This is a genomic window from Streptomyces sp. NPDC006691 (genome assembly GCF_042869955.1).
Lineage (GTDB): Bacteria > Actinomycetota > Actinomycetes > Streptomycetales > Streptomycetaceae > Streptomyces.
Genome location: NZ_JBIAGW010000009.1, coordinates 135,885 through 156,542, shown reverse-complemented (window position 1 = coordinate 156,542; position 20,658 = coordinate 135,885). Strand labels below are relative to the sequence as shown.

Sequence of the window (20,658 nt, the reverse complement as noted above, 5' to 3'; positions counted from 1 at the left end):
TTACCCCGCACTCCTGGTCGCCCCGATGACCTGCGCAAACACCCTGCTCACTACTTCCTTCTCGGCTAGCCGGGCAACAGCGTGGCAACAGAAATCCACGTTGCCGCGAGACGAGCTTATGCGGCCCGCCCCGGGAAGCACTCACTCAGTGCCCCGGGGGACCACCACGGCCGGGGGGAGGCGGGTGGGCCTTATTCGGACAGAGCGCTTACGATCCTCTGCGTGTCCAAACTGACCGACGTGCCCAAACGGATCCTGATCGGCCGGGCGCTGCGCAGCGACAAGCTGGGAGAAACGCTCCTCCCCAAGCGCATCGCACTTCCCGTCTTTGCCTCCGACCCGCTCTCGTCCGTTGCGTACGCACCCGGAGAAGTACTCCTGGTGCTCTCCGTGGCGGGTGTGTCGGCGTACCACTTCAGCCCCTGGATCGCGCTCGCGGTCGTGGTGCTGATGTTCACCGTGGTCGCCTCCTACCGGCAGAACGTGCACGCCTACCCCAGCGGCGGCGGCGACTACGAGGTCGCCACCACCAACCTGGGCCCCAAGGCCGGACTCACCGTCGCCTCCGCCCTGCTCGTCGACTACGTCCTGACCGTGGCCGTCTCCATCGCCTCCGGCATCGAGAACCTCGGCTCCGCGATCCCGTTCATCGTCGAGCACAAGGTGCTCTGCGCGGTCGCCGTCATCGTCCTGCTGACGCTGATGAACCTGCGCGGAATGAAGGAGTCGGGCAAGCTCTTCGCGATCCCGACGTACGTCTTCGTCGCCGGCGTCTTCGTCATGATCGCCTGGGGCGCCTTCCGCGGGATCGTGCTCGGCGACACCATGAAGGCACCGACCGCGGACTACACGATCAAGGCCGAGCACCAGGGCCTCGCGGGCTTCGCCATGGTCTTCCTGCTGCTGCGCGCCTTCTCCTCCGGCTGTGCGGCGCTCACGGGCGTCGAGGCCATCAGCAACGGCGTCCCCGCCTTCCGCAAGCCGAAGTCGAAGAACGCCGCCACCACGCTCGCCCTGATGGGCGGCCTCGCCGTCACCATGTTCTGCGGCATCATCGCCCTGGCCATGTCGACCCATGTGCGCATGGCCGAGAAGCCCGGCGAGGACCTGCTGCACAACGGCACCCCGCTCGGTTCCGGATACGTACAGAACCCGGTGATCTCCCAGGTCGCCGAGGCAGTCTTCGGTCACGGCAGCTTCCTGTTCATCGTGCTCGCCGCGGCCACCGCGCTCGTCCTGTTCCTCGCGGCGAACACCGCCTACAACGGGTTCCCGCTGCTCGGTTCGATCCTCGCCCAGGACCGCTACCTGCCCCGCCAGCTGCATACCCGCGGCGACCGCCTCGCGTTCTCCAACGGCATCGTGCTGCTGGCCGGCGCCGCGGTGCTGCTCGTCGTCATCTACGGCGCGGACTCGACCCGGCTGATCCAGCTGTACATCGTCGGCGTCTTCGTCTCGTTCACGCTCAGCCAGACCGGCATGGTCCGCCACTGGAACCGCCATCTGGCCACCGAGCGCGACCCCGCCAAGCGCCGCCACATGGTCCGCTCGCGCGCGATCAACGCGTTCGGCGCGTTCTTCACCGGCCTGGTCCTCGTGGTCGTCCTCGCGACGAAGTTCACCCACGGCGCCTGGGTCGCGCTGCTCGGCATGGTGATCTTCTACGGAACGATGACCGCGATCCGCAAGCACTACGACCGGGTCGCCGCCGAGATCGCGGCCCCCGACGAGCCCACCGACGACAGCCTGCGGCCCTCGCGCGTGCACTCGATCGTCCTGGTCTCCAAGGTCCACCGCCCCACCCTGCGCGCCCTCGCCTACGCCAAGCTGATGCGTTCCGACCAGCTGGAGGCGCTCTCCATCTCGGTCGACCCGGTCGAGACGAAGGCGCTGAAGGAGGAGTGGGAGCGGCGCGGCATCAACGTACCCCTGAAGATCCTCGACTCGCCCTACCGCGAGATCACCCGGCCGATCATCGAGTACGTCCGCAGCCTGCGCCGCGAGAGCCCGCGCGACGCGATCAGCGTGTTCATCCCCGAGTACGTCGTGGGCCACTGGTACGAGCACCTGCTGCACAACCAGAGCGCGCTCCGGCTCAAGGGCCGCCTCCTGTTCACCCCCGGCGTGATGGTGACCTCCGTCCCCTATCAGCTGGAGTCCTCGGAGGCCGCCAAGAAGCGGGCCCGCAGGCGGGCGGACTGGAACGCCCCGGGCGCCGTGCGCCGCGGACCCGTGTCCCGGCCCAAGGAGCCGAGCAACAAGAGCTGAGCGGTGCGGGCGCGCGGTGCGGGTGGGCTGCGGGTCGCTGTGGTGCGGCGCGCTGCGGGTCGCGGTGGTGCGGGTGCGCTGTGGGCCACTGTGGTGCAGCGCGCTGTGGTCCAAGGCGAAGGCGGCGACGCCGTGTCCGTGCCGAAGCCGTGCTGTGCCGTGCCGGCGCCGTGCCCGTGGCGGGCGGCCGGGCGATCCCCACGTAGACTGGTGGGCTGTTCGCCCGGCCGCCCGCCGTTTTCCTCCCCCCGACCCTGGAGTCACCCACCCATGCAGCAGAACGCATCCGAGCCGTCGGCGTCGGCATCCGAGCCGTCGGCGCCCGAGCCGTCGCTGTCGTCGTTGGTCGGTGAGGAGTACGAGGTCGAGGTCGGCCCCGTCGCGCACGGCGGCCACTGCATCGCCCGCACCGCCGAGGGCCGCGTCCTGTTCGTACGCCACGCCCTGCCCGGCGAGAAGATCGTGGCCCGCGTCACCGAGGGCGAGGAGGACTCGCGCTTCCTGCGCGCGGACGCGGTACGCATCGTGGAGGCGTCCAAGGACCGGGTCGAGGCGCCCTGTCCCTTCGCGGGCCCCGGCAAGTGCGGCGGCTGCGACTGGCAGCACGCCAAGCCCGGCGCCCAGCGCCGCCTCAAGGGCGAGGTCATCGCCGAGCAGCTCCAGCGGCTCGCGGGCCTGACCCCCGAAGAGGCCGGCTGGGACGGCACGGTCATGCCCGCGGAGGGCGACAAGCTCCCCGCGGGCCAGGTTCCGGCGTGGCGCAGCCGCGTCCAGTACGCGATCGACGACGAGGGCCGCGCGGGCCTGCGCAAGCACCGCTCGCACGAGGTCGAGGTCATCGACCACTGCATGATCGCGTCCGAGGGCGTCTCGGAACTGGGCGTCGAGAAGCGGGAGTGGCCCTCGCTGGCGTCCGTCGAGGCGATCGCGTCCTCCGGCTCGCACGACCGCCAGGTCGTCCTCACCCCGAAGCCGGGCGGCCGTCTGCCCCTGGTGGAACTCGACAAGCCGGTATCCGTGCTGCGAGTCGAGGAGAAGGACGGCGGAGTGCACCGCGTGCACGGCCGTGCCTTCGTCCGCGAGCGCGCGGACGGCCGTACCTACCGCGTCGGCATGGGCGGCTTCTGGCAGGTCCACCCGCAGGCCCCCGACACCCTGGTGAAGGCCGTGATGCAGGGCCTGATGCCGCGCAAGGGCGAGATGGCGCTGGACCTGTACTGCGGCGTCGGCCTGTTCGCCGGCGCGATCGCGGAGCGGGTGGGCGAGACGGGCGCGGTGCTCGGCATCGAGTCCTCCAAGCGTGCCGTCGAGGACGCCCGCCACAACCTGGCCGACCTGCCCCGCGTCCGCGTCGAACAGGGCAAGGTCGAGCAGGTCCTGCCCCGCACGAAGATCACCGAAGCCGACCTGATCGTCCTGGACCCGCCCCGCGCCGGCGCCGGCAAGCAGACGGTCAAGCACCTCGCGGCCCTGGGCGCCCGCCGCATCGCCTATGTGGCCTGCGACCCGGCAGCCCTGGCCCGCGACCTGGCGTACTTCGCGGCAGCGGGCTACAAGCCGCGGACGCTGCGGGCGTTCGATCTGTTCCCGATGACGCATCACGTTGAATGCGTCGCGATCCTTGAGCCTGCCGAAAAGGGCGCCTGACCTGCGGTTTCGCCGAGTATGCACTATGTGCGTTGTGGGCGTTACGGGCGATATCGTGACGCACGAGCGACGCGCGTTCTGATGGGTTGTCAGGTGTGTTGCGTCGCTGGTCACCTGGCCTGATGGGGAAGTCCGCGAGGCAGGGGTGCCGGGAGATTTGCTGGTGTCGAACAGTCATGCTCAGCCACATGGGCAGAGCGCCCAGCAGGTTCTTCGTCGGCTGGTGGTACACACGCTGTCTTCCCTTTCACCTGCGGTGACGGGCGGAATCACCCGATGCGAAGTCGACTGGGTCCGCCCCTGGTCCGCATCTTGGCCGGTCGCCCTTGCGTCGGGGAGGCTTCCTCCTGGTCCCACAGGGCACAGGTGGGCAAGAGCGTCTTTTGGCGTCCACGTGGTCCAGGCTGGAGCCGTTTGCTCAGGGCGGGGTCTTGTAGTCCAGGTGTGTCGACGGTGTTCGTGAGTCGTTTGTGAGACTTGGTGATAAATGAGGCCCCCGCCGGCAGAGCTGACGACGGGGGCCTTTGTGTTCGGGTGGACGGCCCCGAGGGGCCGCCAGGACGAGCGGGGTTGCGGGTGCGTGCCGGGTCGGGCGTCTGCGTGGGCGCGCAGTTGCGCGCCGGTGCGGCTCTCGGGTTGCGCGGGGCGGGGTGGTGTTTCGCAGGGAAGTGTCCGTGCAGAGGGTAGCGGTATTTTGGCGTTGGGCGACTGGGAATAATGGCAGTGATGCTGCCGTAAATCGGTATTTGGCTCTTGTAATTTCTGGCCGAAGTGTCCTAACGATCTTGCGTCGATCGCCGGCGCAGGGCAGTGCGTGCAGGACCTGTTTCGGGGGAGCATGTCTAAAGGACTGCCTTGCACAGCAATGTGCACCATCTCACTGATGAGCGCTCCTCCGGGCCAGTGACGACGCTGGCGCGACACTACTGAAGGCGGTGGCCGAACTAGTGTGGCGAGCACTGTTCCCCTCAATTTTCCTGAGGGTGCTGAGGAAGTGATTCTCGGTGCCGACACGCACCAGGATACTCATTTAACCGCTGTGATTTCGGCGTTGTGGAAGACTCTTGCGGTGCGGACCTTCCCGGCTACCGCAGTCGGATATGAGCAACTCATCGAGTGGGCAGCCCGGTTGGGTGTTGTGCGGCGTGCCGGGGTGGAGGATCGGGCAATTATGGGGCGGCCCTGTCCCGGTATTTGCTGTCGCTGGGGGTTGACGTGTTCGAGGCCCCTGGGCCGGGCCGTTCGGCTCGCCGTCGGCGGAGTAAGTCTGATCAGGGAGATACACAGGCCGCTACCTGTGCTGTGCTCAGTGACCATGCACACTCTCGTGTAAAGACAGGGAACGGTGAGCGTCGCGCCTCTCTGTCGGACCGTCGACAGGTGAGTGTGCGGCCGAGGGGTCATCGGCACGGCGATGGCCCCTCGGCTGTCACGTCTGAGTCGGTGGTGCGCTGATCATCCTGAGACCGAACCATCGCCTGCAACGGCCGTGTCTGGAAGGAGCCGGCCCAGGGTTGCTGAACAGTCGGACGCAGGACTGTGATGACTCAGTGTTCCTGGGGAACGTCATCCCCTGTCGAGAGCCCGTTGGATGCCTGCACCCGTCATTTCGATGACGACGGCCATCTCCCTCAGCCCGTCAGGCAGGTTCGCACGCTGGCCTTCAGCCCCCAGCAAAATACCGTCCGGGAGGGCGATGGCCGCTCCGAGGCAGTTGGCCAGTTCAGCCACGATGTCCAGGACTCCACCGGGGGGAAAGCGGTGAACACTGATGCCGTCTGCGCTCACGTCCACTTCCGCTTCTCCGCCGTCAGCGGCTCGGACCAATAGCTCCGTGACGTTCTGGCCCAGATTCACCACATGGGGATCCAGTACTTTGTGGATGACTCGCTCGTCCAGTGTTTCTGCCTCGCCGTTTACAAACCGGTGCAGGGAAAGTCCATATCCCATACAGTCATTCTCCTCTTCTTGTGTCCCAGCCGAGGATGGTGTGCGCGGCCGTATGGGCGGTTGCGCACACCATCCCTGTACCAGAGTTTCCCCTTTACGGGGTGTGTACGACGGTGATGCTCGTGATTCCCTCGTCCTTCAGCATCGCCTTAAAGGCGGCAACTGCGTCTGCCTCGGAACAGTGCCAAACGATGGGTATGCCGTGCCTCTGGAATGCCTTATTCTGTCTCTGTGCTTCTTCTGCTGCGGTCTTGAACCAGGTTCTGAATTTTCCAGTTTTGGGGTCAATGAACCCCAGGTATCCGTTCTTTGCGTCAAGTAGCTTTCCGTTCCGGAACCCGTCGAACTTGACCCACCCCGATGGAGTGTCCGCGGTAAGCCTGTAGACCATGCCCGCAGGAGCCCCGGTTATCCGCATCTGGTAGGCCAGGTCGGCCGCCTTCATGCTCTCGTTTTCGGCCTTCCACTCGCCGGGCCCGGTCAGGTCTGCCCAACAGCCGCTGGCGACCGCTACCGAGAGGGAAGCCCTAACCGCTAGCGAGGGCTTCTTCAGACAGGCAGCGGCGAAATCCTCCGAGGCGTTGGCGAGTTTCTCGAGCTTCGCCAGGGCTGCGGGGTCGATGTTATCGAGCGACTTCAGGGCTGTGAACGCGTCCCGGACTCCGACTCCGGTCGTCATCGCCGCATCCAGAACCCGGATACCTTCGATGACCTTCTCGAACGCCTTGCCAGGGATGAAGTTGCTCAGGGCCCATGCACATCCGCTGACACTGCCGTGCCAGCAGTTGACGAAGTCCTGGACCAGGACCGCCTTGATGACCTTGTAGGCGAGCGTCTGCTGGATGAGTTCCAGCTTGGAGAAGTAGTGGGTGACATCCTTCTGAAGCCCGGAGATGCGCTGGCTCTTGACGAGCAGCGTGGACTCGGACGGACAGCCGCTGGCTGTGTTCAGAGTGTCCGGATCCGTGCACATGTAGAAGTCGACCACCGCACTGAAAGTGGCCGTGAACGTGGTGGTGCAGCCTTCGAAGCCGATGTTTATGACGCACGGGTCGTGCTGTTTGGTGTCGGTGATCTCGATGCTGTCTTCTTCGACAACCCACCAGGTGCCGCCGATTCCGGTGCCTGCCCCGGTCGACACCTGCAGGTTGCTCTTGTCCTTCTCTGCCTGGTCCGCGGCTGTCTGTGCGTCCTGGGCGAGTTTGTCGGCGTCTTTGGCGGCCTGCTCGGCCTCGGTTGCCGCGGTGTTGGCGCGGTCGGCTGCGGTGCGGGCGTCCTTGGCGTCCTGTGTGGCCTTGTCTGCTGCCGCGTGTGCGGCAGAGGCATCAAGTGCTGCCTGGTCGGCTGCGGTACGGGCTTCCTTGGCGTAACCCTCGGCGGTGCCGGCCGCCGTGTTGGCTGCGGCTGCGTCGGCGGTTGCCTGGCGGTCGTACTCGATGGCGCGTGCCAGCGAATCGGCGGCTTTGGACGCGGCGTTGGCTGCGTCGGAGGCGTAGCCGAGGGCTTCGGTGGCGTAGCCGCGGGCGTCGGATGCGTAGCGGGCGGCGTTGGCCGCGTGCTGATACGCCTCCTTGGTGTCCGCCTGAGCCTGTTCGGCGAGTGCCTGGGCGGTGGCCGCTTCTTCCTGGGCGTTCTTGGCGTGGGCTTCGGCGACCGCTTTCTGCTGTTCAGCGATGGTCTTCGAGCCCTGTCCGGCCAGGACGACCAAGCCGGCGGCCGAGTCCGTGGTGATGTACGGGGAGCCGAGCTCGATCGCGTCGTTGGCGGGCTTAACCACCTGGACCGCGGCGTTGCTGGCGTCCTCGGCTGCTTGGGCGGTGATGTGTGCGTAGCCGGCCGACTTTGCCGCTGCCTCGAAGGCTTTGGGGACTTCCTTGCTGGCCGCGTCTGCTTCGGTCTTGGCAGTCTTCGCTTTCTCTTCGGCTTCGTCGGCGAGTTCGACCGCGATGCTGGCTTCGGAGGCGGCGTGCTGGGACGCCGCGATCGCGTCGGCTTCGGCGCTGGTCGCTGTGGAGACCGCCGCGTCCGCCCTCACCTTCGCGGCCTGGGCTCCGTCTGCGTCGGCGCGGGCCCGCTTGGCAGCCGCCTCGGCCCGGGTGGCCGCGGCATCCGCTTCCGCAGCGGCCGTGGAGGCGGCGTCGGCCTCAGCGTGGGCCCGGCCTGCGGCAGCTTCCGCGTCATCCGCGTACTTGGCGGCCTCATCGGCTGCGGCCCTGGATGCCTTGGCCTGATCATCCGACTCGTGCGCCTGGGCGTACGCCTCCTTCGCGTCGGCCTTGGCACGGGAGGCATCGGCCTTCTGCTGCGCGTCCCACGCGTCGTCCCGCTTGGCCTTGGCGTTATCGCGTGCCTTGACTGCGGCGTTCTTCTTGTCGACCGCGGTTGCCTCGGAGGCTTCGGCTTTGTTCTTGGCAGTCTTGGCGTTACCTGCCTCGGTCTGCGCATTCTGCCTGTGCTGGGCGGCCTCAGCCTGCTTGGCGAGGGCGTTCTCCTTCTCTGCCTTCGCCGTTGCCGACTCCGCCTCGGCCGCAAGGCGTTTGGCATGCGCGTCGGCAGCAGCCGACTTGGCGTTGGCCTCGGCCTTCAGAGTGTCGGCGAGCTTGGCCTGCGCCGTTTCCTTGTCCGCCTTGGCGTTGTCGCGGTGAATCTTCGCGGCATCGGCTGCGGCCTTGGCTTGCGCCTCGGCCGTCTCCGCGGCCTTCTTCCGGAACTCGGTCTGCACCTGAGCGGCCTGGGCGAGAGCGCGCTGGGTGATCGCCTGGCTGTCCGCCGCGGAGGCGCGGGTGGCAGCCTCTGCGGTCTCGGCAGCCGCCACCATCGCCTGGAGCGCTGCGACCGTACCCTTGGTCACCTGATCTTTTTGCTGGCCGACCAGCAGCCCACGGCCCCGGGGAGCGCCGGCCGTGTCGGCGATCGTGTAGGCGGCCTGCTCGGCGGAATCCGAAGCAGCGGCTGCTTTTTGCGCGGTGGTGAGCTGGCCCCTGAGCGCGGCCAGTTGCTGCTTGGCAGTGGCCTGTGCCCCGGCAAGGAGACCCTTGGCCTTGTCGAACTCGGCCTGCTTCGGCTGGTCGCTGTTGTTGTGGCCGGTGGGCTTGACGTCGAACTGCTGGGAGGTGGTGCCGTTGCACCGCCACAGCCACGAGTCCTTGCCGTTGTCGAAGGTGTTCAGGTCCAGGCACTTGTCCGCGCCCACGTTCTTGAGCGGCGAGGTGGCGCGCAGGTTGAAGTCCCACTGCTGGGCCGGTGTGCTGTTGCACGTATAGACCTGGATCTTCGTCCGGTCGTCCGTTTTACCGCCGGCCACATCAAGGCATTTGGCGAGGAGGTTGGTTCCTGGCCCGCTGGAGTTGCGGAGCTGATAGTGGGAGCCGTCGAAGGTGAGCTGCCAGTTTTGCGCGGACGATCCGTTGCACGTCCACAGCTGCACGGCGGCGCCGTTGGCCGTACTGCCGCCCTCAACGTCCAGACACTTCCCCTGGGCCGCGTGCACTTGGATCACCGCAGGGGCGTCACCGACCCACCCGGCACCTCCGGGAGCCCAGTAGTCCTGCCACCGAGTGACATTGTCAGCGATCCATGACTGCCCGAGGACCCTGCCCAGGCTGAACGAGCCCTCCTGCAGAGCTTTCGTGGCATCCGTGCTCGCGTTGAGGATCTGGTTGCGCTGCGTGGCCTGGCCAGCGATCTCCTGCTGCCACTCGGCATGAGCTTGAGCCACTTCCTTGCCCAACACCCGGTTCGGGTCAATGGGGTCATGCCAGTTACAGGAAGCGAATCGTGCCTTCAAGTCCTCGACCGCGATGCGGAACTCGGCAGTCCCCGGCGCCGGTGCGGAACGGGGGAAACCTCCGGAAGATAAGAAAATACGGGCGTCATCCGCGAACAGTCGAGGAATGAAATACTGATTGGGTTCGATCTTCCCGGAGTTCTTCTTCCACAGCGCCCACGCCTGCTGTTCCTGCGGCGTGCCGCCCGAGACGTACTGCTGGTCACCGATCGTCAGCGCGGCGGCCTTCGTCTTGTCATCCGCAGTAGGTGAGGAGTCCTCCCACGGGGACCACACCTCCACTGAGTTCGAATACGCCTGATACAGCCAAGGCCGCAGCCCGGTCTGGTCGAAGATGCTGCCCACCCCCGACGAAACGCCAGGAAAGTAGGCGAGGCTGCTGACGGAGTTGGGCCATGCGTTCTCCTCGTCACTGACCTTCTTGAGCCACCGAGCACTGCTGTCACTGTCCGCGTTCCACGCCTGGTGCAACGGGGTTTTGTCGTCCATGAGATCCCGCCGCAGCTTCAGGTGAAGCTGGTCGGGCGGCGAGCCGAGTGCTCCCTGCGCCAGCGCGAACATGCTGCTGCCGCCCTTACGCAGCGCAAATGCCGCCACGCACTGGTCTTGGCGTAGTTTCTCGGCCGCGGCAGGGTCGTAACCGTCGTAGGAATCAGCTACCAGGCGGACATCATCCTGGCCAAGGTCGAGCGACCCCGGCTGGATCGCCAGCCCAGCAGCAACAGCCAGGGCGGTTACGGAGGTTATGACCGAAGTCAGTACCGGTGATCTTCGCGGTCCCGCCGCACGGGACCGTGGACTTAAGCGCACAGAACATCCTTGATTCGTCGTTCACAGGACGACGACCGGGAGCCGGCCAAGAGCAGGCTCAACCCGCACTCGACCAGGACAAGCTGCTGGTTGCGCAGCGGAGCTCCCACAACGCCGCCGCGACGGCCCGCAATGGCCCCCCTGGGCAACGCAGCCCCCCAGCCGCCATGAGCCGCGCGCACGTCAGTTGGTGAAGATTCCGTGCACGCGACCGCCAACCCTAGGCAAAGGGACTGACATCGGCGCAGGCAATATCTGAAAAACTGCGCCCATGGCCGCCGGGGCCGGAGAGTTCCGGAATCAGTCAGGGCATGTACGCGCCAGGACGTACCTGTGATTCGGCTGTGAAACGGAACGAGTTGCCCAGAGCCCCCGTGCGCTGGGGCTGTCTCGTGAAGTGGCGCGATCTCGCCGCCCACGAGGGACGACTGGCGGCCGGACGAGACGCCTGCGCTGATGAGTTGAGACGTCGAACACTTCCCTCAACGGCACGGGTGTCTCGTGCGTTGCGCCCTCGCCGCCGTCACCCGATCAGTGGCCACTCCAAAACACCGCCGCCGGTTGGAGAGCCGCCACCGGGGGATCGAGGCCTTCGTTGAGCCGACGCGGGAGTTGGTGGAACGTTTGCGGGAGGAGTTCGCCTCGTGGGCCGATCGCCGGTTGGTGCTGGATACGATGACCGACCTGTCGCCGAACGTTGTGACGGCCCTGGTTTCCTCTCCGCGACAGCCTGATGCTCAAGCGATGCAAGATCAGTAGTCAAGATCTCTGGATCGTGCGGTAGTTCAGGCTGCGTGGGCTTCGGGGCGTTTGACGAGTTGGCCGCGTTCGAAGCGGGCTCTGGCGCGGCGGGGGCCACGAGAGCCAGGAGCGGCCCGCTGCGGACCGTCCTCGCCTCCCCAGTCGTTGTCTCTCGGAGCTGTCGTACTGCGCGCCGCCATCGCCCGGACGCGAACCCTGCACGACGCTCGCACCGGACCTGACACCCTCACCCTCGGCCGGGCTTCGCGGGGAGGGGTTCGCGAAACCCGGCCGGCCGTGACGGTGCCCGCCGTCCGGAGGCGCGATGGTCGGATGGCGGTGCAGCCGCCGTAGGCGTTGCGGATCGTGCCGCTGACGTAGCTGGCTTTGTCCATGGTCAGCACACGATGGCGTCGGGGATCTCGTCGGCGTCGGACGTAGCCAAGCGGGGCCTGCTTTCCGAGCTCCTGGAGTCCGTCGCCCATGACGGTGCCGGGGGAGGCACAGCGGCTGCTCGGCGCCACCAATCCCGACGGCAAGCAGAAGTGGTGGACCGAGGCCCGCGCCTCCACCGCGGTGCCCGGCGCCGAACGGCTCGCGGGGGCCTTCGCCGCCCGCCTCACAACCCTGCTCGGCGGCACCGTCTGGCTGCCCGGCGCGCCGGGTGTCGACGACCCGGGCCGCCCCGTCGACACCTCTGGCATTACCGCCGCCCCCACTCCCGCCGCCGCGCAGGCCGCCGTCGACGTGCTCACCGACAAGGTGGCCGTGGTGATCCAGGCCGTCCCGTCATCAGCATGACCGGCCTGTTCTCAGAGGCACTGCGCGCCACCCTGGAGAGCGAACGGGCCCTTCAGATTGTCACGCCGGGGCACTGCCGGCTATCTCTGCCCACCAGTACCGTGCTCACCGGCCCGCCGGCACGCTGGGTCGTCCAGGACCCCGACTGCGGCTACTACGACGGGCTTTCCGGCGCGGTCCTGCGCTGGCGGGACGGCGCGTTCGAGGCCGCCAAGGACGCCGATGGCGCGGCGCCGGTCGCCTCGGCCTTCGCGGACGTCACCCGCACCGAGGACGTCAGCTCCTCCTCAGCTTTCGAACGGTCCACCAGCCCGATGCCCACCTGATACTCGGCGGTGGTGTGAAGGCCGCATGGCAGGCTCTCGCCGGCGAACTCCCCACCGGCTGGGGCACCGCCGAACCGGCCAACCTGCCGACGTCGCGACGTCGCCTCACCGACCTGGCGTACAAGCGCGCCCCAGCCGACCTGGACCGTCGTCGTAGGCTCGGCCGACCGGCCCGCTCTCGCCGCCCTGCGCATGCTACGCACGCTCGACGGAGTCGAGGAGGACGTCACCATGGTCTTCGGCTTCCGCGCCGGCGAGAAGCCGCCGGTGTCCGCGGTAGGGGACCTGGCCGCCGAACTCACCACGCGGCACGGTCTGCGCACCCTCCTCGCACGCCTGCGTGAGGCCCGCGCGGACACCACCGTGCCGGCGCGCTCCGAACGGCCGGCCGTGCCGTTCGGCTACGCCCTAGGTCCCGCCGACATCGTCCAGGCCGGCCCCGGCGTCGCCGCCCGTCCGCCGCTCTCGGCCGCCCCGGTACGGCTCGGCGCCGCGGCAAAGCCGGGCTACTACTACCCCCTGGGACATGGCGAGTCGGCAGAGGGCTGGACCGTTTTCGGGACGCTGCTGCGGCACTTGAGGGGCGCCCCGCAGGCGGCACCTACGAGCTACGAGCTAGTGACCTGAGTCGTTGCTGCTGTCGTTCGGAGCGTCAGGCCGGTGGACGGTGTCGTCACCCATCCTCACTGTGCTCACTATTGAAGCGACGCTCCGCGACAAGGCCCGGCAACTGCCACAGGGACGCCGTTGGCCAATTCCGGGCCCTGGTGCTTCGCCCATCGCTAAGCGGCGGAGCGAAGTACTGCCACCGGGCGGGTGCGGGCAGGTCGGGGTCGTCGACTCGAACCCGCGGCCAACTGCTCGGTATAGGCAGTTCTTGCCGGATTCTTGCTGCGTCCACGTCGACCGGCCCGAGAAGGAGTCGTGCGCTACCGTGGCGGCCCGTCCTGAGCTGATGGATCCTGGGTCGTCGCAACCATCTGAAGCAAGCTGGTTCTGATGGGTCGTCAGGCCATCTGCCGGGCGAGTCAGGTCAGGTCCTGGAGTGGATGGCGTGCCGCGGTCACCGATTCCTTCACCACCGCCGGCTTCCGCGTTTGCGCCGTGAGTGAGTCGCGGCTCGCTTCGGCCGCCTGCGAACTGTTCCCGAACGGTTTCCGGGGCCTCTCGACCAACCCGAAGTGGAGGTGCTTGCGGACCGCCACAACCTCGCCACGAGGGTCACCGCGCTTCGCCCGGCCCGAGCCGACCTGATCGCGCTTTCACCAGATCGGCGCGTCTGGCCACAAAAGGCTCAGAGTGGGAGGGCCGCGCAGGGAAGACCGGACCTCAAGCGGTTGGCGGGAGAGGAGCAGCCGTAGGGGTTCCTCGGGTCTTGCGGGGCCGGCGTCTTGTCCCGGGGGCCACGTTGATCAGGTAGGTGGATCGCTTCAATGCGCGTCGCCCCACGTGGCCCGCAGATCCTCGCAGCGTACGACGATCGAGGCATCTGTGAGCGCGATCTCATGCGTGCACCCGCCGTCCCCGTCCGGGAGGATCTCGTCGAGGAGCAGGCTGTCGACCGGCATCCAGTCGATGGCGTGGTGGTAGTCGATGGAGAAGCTCCGCACCCCTGAATAGCTGATGCGTAGACCGGCATCGTGTTTCCACTGATTGGGGGTGAACTCCAGGATCAGCCCTCCACTCTTGTCAGTGGCCACCTGGATTCTGGAAAGCTCCAGATCCTTGGCGCAGCGAGTGTTGCCTGCCCCCAGGGCGTAGTGCGCCGGATCGGTTGCGAACTCCTTCGCGTGGACAGGCAACTGGTCCCGGAACGCCGGGAGTTCTGTCAGGTAGGGCCTCGGATCCACCAGGAATCCGCCGTCGTCCCAGATGACCGAGACGTACTTCATCTGCATCCTTCCGCGGCGAGGGGAGGCCGCCGCCACTTGTCGACCGGAATGTCCTCGGTGCCCCTTGGGGCCGATGGTTCTTGGACTGCTCCGGGAACACGGGCGCGGCGCTCTTGATGCCCGCGGTATGTCCATGGTCCTGATCTCCAGATCCATCTCGGGGGCCTTGCCGCCCCCGCCGCCGTCGCTCACGTAAGACTCCCCGTCACCCGTACATGCGACAGCGACCCCCAGAGCCCTGCCCCCGATGAAGGATCAAGTCGAGGCCATACGTTGGCGATCCGGGCAGCTGCAAAGTGTTGTATCGGCGCGACCGCATCCGCTGGGAACCGCGTGCACGGCGACGCTCGCGTCGATGACCCACGACCCCGAGCTGCGGCTTGCCGGGGTGACCAACCCGCGTGGCTTGCGGGGGAGTTACTGTTGCGATCCCGCCGGCTGTCTGGTCAGTGAGAGCGGCTTCGACGGGGGCGCCACCCCGTACGAGTATGACCTGCTCGGCCGTGCCACTGCACGTCGTGGCCCGCTCGGCGACATCGTCCGCTGCACACGCGACGCGATGGATCGAGTCGTAGGCAAAGACGCGGCGGGTGCTGTCCGCCGAGAAACTGGTGGCGAGTCCTGGATGAAGTTCGAGAACGATCCGTCAGGACGTCAATTCGAGGCGGTCAGAGATGATTACGTGGCTCAGGCGGGACCCGAGGGAATGCGAACGGGAAGCCCCTTTCCGTAACCAGGCTCAGGCGACGTTTGAACGCTCGATGGATACCGGCCGATCCCCGATCCCGAACCCCGAACCCCGAACCCCGAACTCCGAACCTCGGGCTTCCACTTCGAGGGTGAACCGACCTCCGAGGTCATCAACGACCTCAAGGACTACGGCGGTCGGTACTGGGTCGAATCGCTCGACTCGCTCGACTGGTCAACGGGCGAGGCGGTGCTGCGCGCCCACGACGGGGAGTGGTTCGTGCGGGCTGACGGGCTGGTCAACCGGCGGCGTGACGAGGCCGAGGAGCTCGACGCGCTGGTCGTCTTCATCGCGCGCCGCTTCCCCGGCGCGTGGGGTCTTCTGTACGAGCGCTCGGACGACCTTCCCGAGCCGCCCGGGCCCGGTGCCTTCCGGGTGCGGGTGCTGGCACGCGGCGAGGTGACGACGCGCCTCGACCCGTTTCTGTCACCGGTGAGGCTGATCATCGAGGATTGACCGGCCTCGGGGTCCGACCGTACTCGCCGCGCTCTGGCCGACCTGGGCGTACGAAGTCACCACCTCGTCAACGGCTGCCGGCTCGGCCTGGTTCGGCTCAGCTTGGTCCGGCTTGGTCCCGCTTGGTCCGGCTTGGTCGGCCGCGCCGCGCGGTCAGCGAGCGGACGCGTCCCGCCTGGGACCCCGTCGCGATGTTCTCCATTACCGATCGCCGCTGCCCACGACGACCCGCCCGTGCGGCCAAGGTCGCTCCGCCTCAGTTCACCCCGCCGAGGCTGCGATCCATCGACTTGGAAATCCATCAGAGGCACAAAAGTATTCGGCCCGCAAATTCGGCAGAGGCATATTGTTGGCTGGTCCGCAATGGTGGTTGCGGGGAAATCTGTGATTGACAGCGTGGTGGACTTCGCTTATGGTCCCTTCTCGTCGTCCAAGCTCCAGTGCTGGTGGATATTTATAGGTGTTCGTGGCTTCCTTCGTCGTTGCTGAAGTATCGTCAGTGGTTAATTCTTGCCGTCCTTGTGGTGTGCTCGCTCTTTATATTCGGCCGGGCGGCACCGTCCTCGACATTCTCCTGAAATCCCTTCGCGGATCCGGTCCACGGGCCGGGCGCAAGCGCGACCGGGCTGCAATGGCTCACGAGCGCGTACACCTTGCTCTTCTCTGATGTCGGGCGCAGCTCGCGACTTCAGAGAACAGGATTCGCCAAGCAAGTCAAGGCTTATCTTTCAGGAGCCTTTGACCGTATGGTGCGGCTCGAACCGGAAGGAGCCCCGCGTTGTCGAAAGTGAATGATCTCGCTGTGCGTGCCCTTGAATCGGAGCGGAAATATGTGTCCGCGTTGTATGCAGTGCTCACCGAGCGGATTGCCGAGGCGCGCGCAGACCGAGCGAGTGTGTTGAAGGCCTCGACGGACAGCGCCGGTGAGGCGTACGAGAGAGAAGTGGCCGCCGAGCGTCTGGCCAAGGAAATCCGGCGGCTGGAGGGCGCCGAAAAGGGGTTGGTCTTCGGGCGCGTCGACTGGACGGATGGCACCGCCCTGCGCATCGGGCGGATCGGCCTGCACACGGAGGACGACGACCTGCCCCTGCTCGTGGACTGGCGCGCGAACGCGGCGCGGCCCTTCTACGAGGCGACCCCGGTCCACCCGATGGGCCTGCGGCGGCGCCGGCACCTGCGCCTGGAGGAACGCACCGTCATCTCGGTGAGCGACGAACTCCTTGACGGGACGGCCCCGACCGACGACGACGTCGTGGGGGACGGCCCGTTGACCGAGGCGCTTTCGGCACGGCGTACGGGCAGGATGCACGCGGCCGTTGCGACGTTGCAGTCCGAGCAGGACGAGATCGTCCGCTCCGCACACCGCGGGGTGACCGTGGTGCAGGGCGGGCCCGGCACCGGCAAGACGGTGGTCGCCCTGCACCGGGCTGCCTACGTCCTGTACGCGTTCCCGCGCGCCGCGGAGGAGGGCGTCCTGGTGGTCGGCCCGAACGCCCGGTTCCTCGACTACATTTCCCAGGTCCTTCCCTCGCTCGGAGAGAACGACGTCGACCTGGCGACCTGCCGGGAACTGGCCGGACTGTCCACGGACACGGCGACCCCGTTCGAGGCGGCGACCCCGTTCGAGGCAGCGACCCCGTTCGAGGCAGCGGCCCGGTTCGACACGGCGCGCCTGAAGGGGCGCTCCGACCTCGCCGACGCCCTGGCCGACCTCCTGCGCGTCCACCAAGCCCCCGCCGGTGACTTCACCGTGCGGGTCGGACAGGAACCGGTCCACCTCTCCGGCGAGGAAGTCGCCACGGCACGCGCCGCCGCGCTGGCGGCCGTACAGGGGCACAACCCCGCGCGCCAGGCGTTCAAAGAGCTCTTGGTCGACGCCGTCACCGACACGCTGCGACGGGACATGGGCGACCTCCTTGAGCAGATCGACGCCGATGCCGAAAGGATGACGGGCATCAACTTCGACCGGTTCACGGGAGTCGCCCAGCGCCGTGCCGAAGGTGCGGCCGACCCGGGCCCGGTCCACGAGCTGGACTTGGACGCCATCCGGGCCGATCTCCTCGACGACGCCGGCGTCGACCGGGCGGTCGAGGAGTTGTGGCCGCGGCTGGTCCCCGACGACCTCGTGACGGCGCTCCTGACGGACGCCGACGCTCTCGCCGAGCACCTGCCCCGCCTGACCGCGCAGGAGCGGTCCCTTCTGCTGCGCGCCCAGGACGCTCCGTGGACCGACGCCGATGGGCCGTTGCTGGACGAGGCGGCGAGCCTGGTCGACGGCCCTCCCGAGCGGACGTACGGGCACGTCGTCGTCGACGAGGCGCAGGAACTGACCGCCATGCAGTGGCGGATGATCGTCCGCCGTTGCCCGGCGAGGTCGATGACGCTGGTGGGTGACTTCGCCCAGGCAGGCCCGGTCGCGACGGCACGCGACTGGAAGGAGGCACTGAGCCCCCACGTCGGACCGCGGTTCAAACTGCACACTCTGACCGTCAGTTACCGCACCACGCAGGAGATCCTGGAGAGCGCCCGGGACCTGCTCACACGGATCGCTCCGGACCAGAAGCCCACACGGTCCCTGCGCAACGGTGAGCGCCCTCGCACCGTGACGACGCCCGCGGTCGAGTTGGTCAACTCCGTCGCCCAGGAACTCCGGGCCCAGAGCGCCGCGCACCCGGGCGAGCTCCTGGGAGTGATCTGCGCGGACACCCGGGTGAGCGAACTGGCGGCCCAGGGCATCGCGCACCAGGCACGCATCGTGCCGGCGTCCGAAGCACGCGGTCTGGAATTCGACGGCGTCGTCGTCGTGAACCCCGGGGAAATCATTACGACCCGCCCGGGCGGGGAGAGGGACTTGTACGTGGCCCTGACCCGGGCCACCAAGCGCCTCTGCACCATCACCGTCCAGCCCGCCTGACACCGGACCTGGCCGGAACTTCCACGTCGGAGGTGCCTTGTCGATCGCACGGGATGGAAACTCAGGAGTTCCCGCCGTCGCAGGTCGGCAGGCAGCTCTTCCTATTCCCCGTCTGCCAACAGCCCAGCCTGGAGCGGCTAGTTAGGGGTGGACAGTTCCCGTGGCTGCGTGACATCCTCATCTACCGAAGATCGAACGTTTGAGCTTTCGAAGTGAGTCAACGGGGGATCGGTTTTATGGGCGACGGGGGGATTGCGCGCCGATTTGGGCAGCGCGAAGAACGGGTTGACGGGGCAGCCGATCCCGGGCAGCGGGAATCGTGAGAAATGCAGCGGCCGTATCGAGTATTCGGCGGCCCCACGCATCCGGCGGGCGAGCTTCACCATGGGCTGGACGGTCCCTGGCGCAGACCGGACGGCGCCGATCGTTGATTGACGCCGGTCGTTGATGACGACATGTTTCGAGCCGTGGAGCCGGGGCTGTTCGTCATGCGAGGGGCGCCCCTCGGCGAAGTTCCGTCCGTCGGTACGGCCAGGGACTGTCCCGTAATCGGGCACGGTGAGGAACTCCGGCCCGCACCGCCCCTCTGCCATACCGCGCCGGCCGAGCGCCGGCCTCGACCGTGACGCCCGCGCCCCGCCCCGGGCCCCGGCCTCGGCCCCGGTCTTCCCGCCCTCGTGACCACCGCGTCACCGCAGCACCCCCGCCGCCGCACCGCCGCACCGCCCCACCAGCCGCGCCATCGCTCCAGCCGCACGGCCAGCCTCGCAGGTCGCAGCAGACCGCCCCAGAACGGCAGAACGTTCACGCACGCAGAACGGAAGGCATGACATGAGTGGAGGACAGGGCCGGCTGCTGGCCATCAGTGACCTGCACGTCGCGCACCAGGACAACCGGGCGGTCGTCGAGGGCCTTCGGCCGCTGTCCGACGACGACTGGCTGCTCGTCGCCGGCGATGTCGGCGAGCTGTCCGAGGACATCGAATGGGCGCTGTCCCTCCTGAGCCGGCGCTTCGCGCAGGTCGTCTGGGCGCCGGGCAACCACGAGCTGTGGACAACGAACCAGGACCCGTTGCGCCTGCGCGGACAGGAACGGTACGAGTCCCTCGTCGCGCTGTGCCGAGGCCTCGGCGTGCTCACCCCCGAAGACCCGTACGCCGTGTGGCGCGGGCCCGGCGGTCCGGTCACCGTGGCACCGCTCTTCGTGCTGTACGACTACTCGTTCCGGGTGCCCGGCGCCACCACCAAGGAGCGTTCCCTCGCCCTCGCCGAGGCGAACGGCATCGTCTGTACGGACGAGTACTTCCTCCATCCGGATCCCTACCCCAGCCGGGAGGCATGGTGCGAGGCCAGGGTCGCGGTGACCGAGGCGCGGCTGGCAGCCTGTGATCCGGAGCTGCCGACGGTCCTCGTCAACCACTATCCGCTGGTCCGCGAACCGACCCGGATCCTGCGCTATCCCGACTTCGCGCAGTGGTGCGGAACGGTACGGACCGCGGACTGGCACCGCCGCTTCCGTGCCCGCGCGGTCGTGTACGGCCATCTGCACATTCCCCGGACGACCTGGCACGACGGTGTCCGCTTCGAGGAGGTCTCGGTCGGCTACCCCCGTGAGTGGCGCAGACCCGGCCACCCCCGTCCGGCGCTCCGCACGATCCTTCCGGAGGAGGGATCGTGATCGAGCGGCTGGTGCCGTCCGGAGTCTGCGCGGTGGACACATTCGAGGACGGGGCCGAACCCGGGGACCTCTACCCGGCCGAGGCCGCGCTGATCGCGAACGCCGTGGACATCATCGACGCCGAACCGAACGCGCCGGTCCCGGAGGGCGTCCTGGAATCGGTCACCGTGCCCGGCGAACTGCGGCACGTGGGCGAGCTGTTGCGCGTCGCGCCCGAAATCCACTGGGACCGGCTGCTGTTCAGCGCCAAGGAGGCCGTGTACAAGACCTGGTGTCCCTGGACGGGGCAACGGCTGGACTTCGCGGACGCCGTACTCTCCTTCGCGCCCGAACGGGATGAAGGCGCAGGCACGTTCACCGCACAGGTCCGTCCTTCGCGCACGTACTCCGCGCTTCCGCCGATCCGCCGGCTCGACGCTCGACGGACGATGGCCGGCGGAGCGCGGCCTTCTGTTGTGCGCCATCACGGTCACCGCGTCCGCCGCGTCGGGGGAATCCACCGCGTCGGGGGAACCGGCCCGCGCTGCCATGTCCGGGGAATCCGCCGCATCCGGCGCTTTTCTGCGGTGCTCGCCACGCCCGTGATCCGCCGCCCCAGGAGATGCCGATGACCCCTGACGCATCGTCAGGGGGCATCAGTA

Annotated in this window: 11 protein-coding genes and 1 pseudogene; 8 read left to right on the top strand and 4 right to left on the bottom strand. The window is 67.7% G+C overall.

Going from position 1 to position 20,658, the window contains the following annotated elements; genetic code table 11:
* Positions 1-222: 222 nt before the first annotated feature.
* Together ACFYNP_RS21280 and ACFYNP_RS21275 are read left to right on the top strand one after the other, a co-directional pair.
* The gene (locus ACFYNP_RS21280; protein WP_388417463.1) at positions 223-2,268 is read left to right on the top strand and encodes an APC family permease; all 2,046 of its coding nucleotides are present in this window, start codon (positions 223-225) and stop codon (positions 2,266-2,268) included.
* Positions 2,269-2,538: 270 nt separating this feature from the next.
* A complete protein-coding gene (locus ACFYNP_RS21275) occupies positions 2,539-3,915 on the top strand; it encodes a class I SAM-dependent RNA methyltransferase (protein ID WP_388787225.1) in 1,377 nt (458 codons plus the stop codon).
* 1,566 nt (positions 3,916-5,481) lie between these two features.
* Here the strand turns inward: ACFYNP_RS21275 and ACFYNP_RS21270 are convergent.
* Both ACFYNP_RS21270 and ACFYNP_RS21265 read right to left on the bottom strand, forming a co-directional pair.
* Positions 5,482-5,865: a hypothetical protein gene (locus ACFYNP_RS21270; RefSeq protein WP_388787223.1), complete on the bottom strand. Its 384-nt coding sequence runs from the start codon at positions 5,863-5,865 to the stop codon at positions 5,482-5,484.
* A gap of 94 nt (positions 5,866-5,959) precedes the next feature.
* On the bottom strand, positions 5,960-10,462 hold the full coding sequence (locus ACFYNP_RS21265; RefSeq protein WP_388787220.1) for a ricin-type beta-trefoil lectin domain protein: 4,503 nt from the start codon (positions 10,460-10,462) through the stop codon (positions 5,960-5,962).
* Between the two features lie 1,224 nt (positions 10,463-11,686).
* Here ACFYNP_RS21265 and ACFYNP_RS21260 point away from each other — a divergent pair.
* Positions 11,687-12,004 (top strand): hypothetical protein, encoded by a 318-nt coding sequence (locus tag ACFYNP_RS21260; protein WP_388787218.1) that lies wholly within the window; start codon positions 11,687-11,689, stop codon positions 12,002-12,004.
* Positions 12,001-12,957: pseudogene (locus ACFYNP_RS21255) on the top strand (DUF6177 family protein). The gene ACFYNP_RS21260 and the pseudogene ACFYNP_RS21255 overlap by 4 nt, the downstream one beginning before the upstream one ends.
* A gap of 803 nt (positions 12,958-13,760) precedes the next feature.
* Here the strand turns inward: ACFYNP_RS21255 and ACFYNP_RS21250 are convergent.
* Positions 13,761-14,222: a hypothetical protein gene (locus ACFYNP_RS21250; RefSeq protein WP_388787215.1), complete on the bottom strand. Its 462-nt coding sequence runs from the start codon at positions 14,220-14,222 to the stop codon at positions 13,761-13,763.
* A gap of 775 nt (positions 14,223-14,997) precedes the next feature.
* On the opposite strand from ACFYNP_RS21250, the gene ACFYNP_RS21245 reads away from it, so the two are divergent.
* Positions 14,998-15,426, top strand: coding sequence for an Imm7 family immunity protein (locus ACFYNP_RS21245; protein WP_388787386.1), 429 nt, complete (start codon positions 14,998-15,000; stop codon positions 15,424-15,426).
* 895 nt (positions 15,427-16,321) lie between these two features.
* Positions 16,322-18,340: a HelD family protein gene (locus ACFYNP_RS21240; protein ID WP_388787213.1), complete on the top strand. Its 2,019-nt coding sequence runs from the start codon at positions 16,322-16,324 to the stop codon at positions 18,338-18,340.
* A 137-nt stretch (positions 18,341-18,477) separates the two neighbouring features.
* Here the strand turns inward: ACFYNP_RS21240 and ACFYNP_RS21235 are convergent, their stop codons facing one another.
* Positions 18,478-18,726, bottom strand: coding sequence for a hypothetical protein (locus ACFYNP_RS21235; RefSeq protein ID WP_388787210.1), 249 nt, complete (start codon positions 18,724-18,726; stop codon positions 18,478-18,480).
* A 445-nt stretch (positions 18,727-19,171) separates the two neighbouring features.
* On the opposite strand from ACFYNP_RS21235, the gene ACFYNP_RS21230 reads away from it, so the two are divergent.
* Both ACFYNP_RS21230 and ACFYNP_RS21225 read left to right on the top strand, forming a co-directional pair.
* Positions 19,172-20,017, top strand: coding sequence for a metallophosphoesterase family protein (locus ACFYNP_RS21230; protein ID WP_388787208.1), 846 nt, complete (start codon positions 19,172-19,174; stop codon positions 20,015-20,017).
* The gene (locus tag ACFYNP_RS21225) at positions 20,014-20,628 is read left to right on the top strand and encodes a 4'-phosphopantetheinyl transferase superfamily protein (RefSeq protein ID WP_388787205.1); all 615 of its coding nucleotides are present in this window, start codon (positions 20,014-20,016) and stop codon (positions 20,626-20,628) included. Before ACFYNP_RS21230 ends, ACFYNP_RS21225 begins: the two co-directional genes overlap by 4 nt.
* Positions 20,629-20,658: the final 30 nt, after the last annotated feature.

Bases quoted from the DNA above. Each gene is read 5' to 3' on its own strand.
- ACFYNP_RS21275 (WP_388787225.1), top strand. From the start codon at position 2,539: ATGCAGCAGAACGCATCCGAGCCGTCGGCGTCGGCATCCGAGCCGTCG.
- ACFYNP_RS21230 (WP_388787208.1), top strand. From the start codon at position 19,172: ATGAGTGGAGGACAGGGCCGGCTGCTGGCCATCAGTGACCTGCACGTC.
- ACFYNP_RS21260 (WP_388787218.1), top strand. From the start codon at position 11,687: ATGACGGTGCCGGGGGAGGCACAGCGGCTGCTCGGCGCCACCAATCCC.
- ACFYNP_RS21270 (WP_388787223.1), bottom strand. From the start codon at position 5,865: ATGGGATATGGACTTTCCCTGCACCGGTTTGTAAACGGCGAGGCAGAA.
- ACFYNP_RS21235 (WP_388787210.1), bottom strand. From the start codon at position 18,726: ATGGTGAAGCTCGCCCGCCGGATGCGTGGGGCCGCCGAATACTCGATA.
- ACFYNP_RS21250 (WP_388787215.1), bottom strand. From the start codon at position 14,222: ATGAAGTACGTCTCGGTCATCTGGGACGACGGCGGATTCCTGGTGGAT.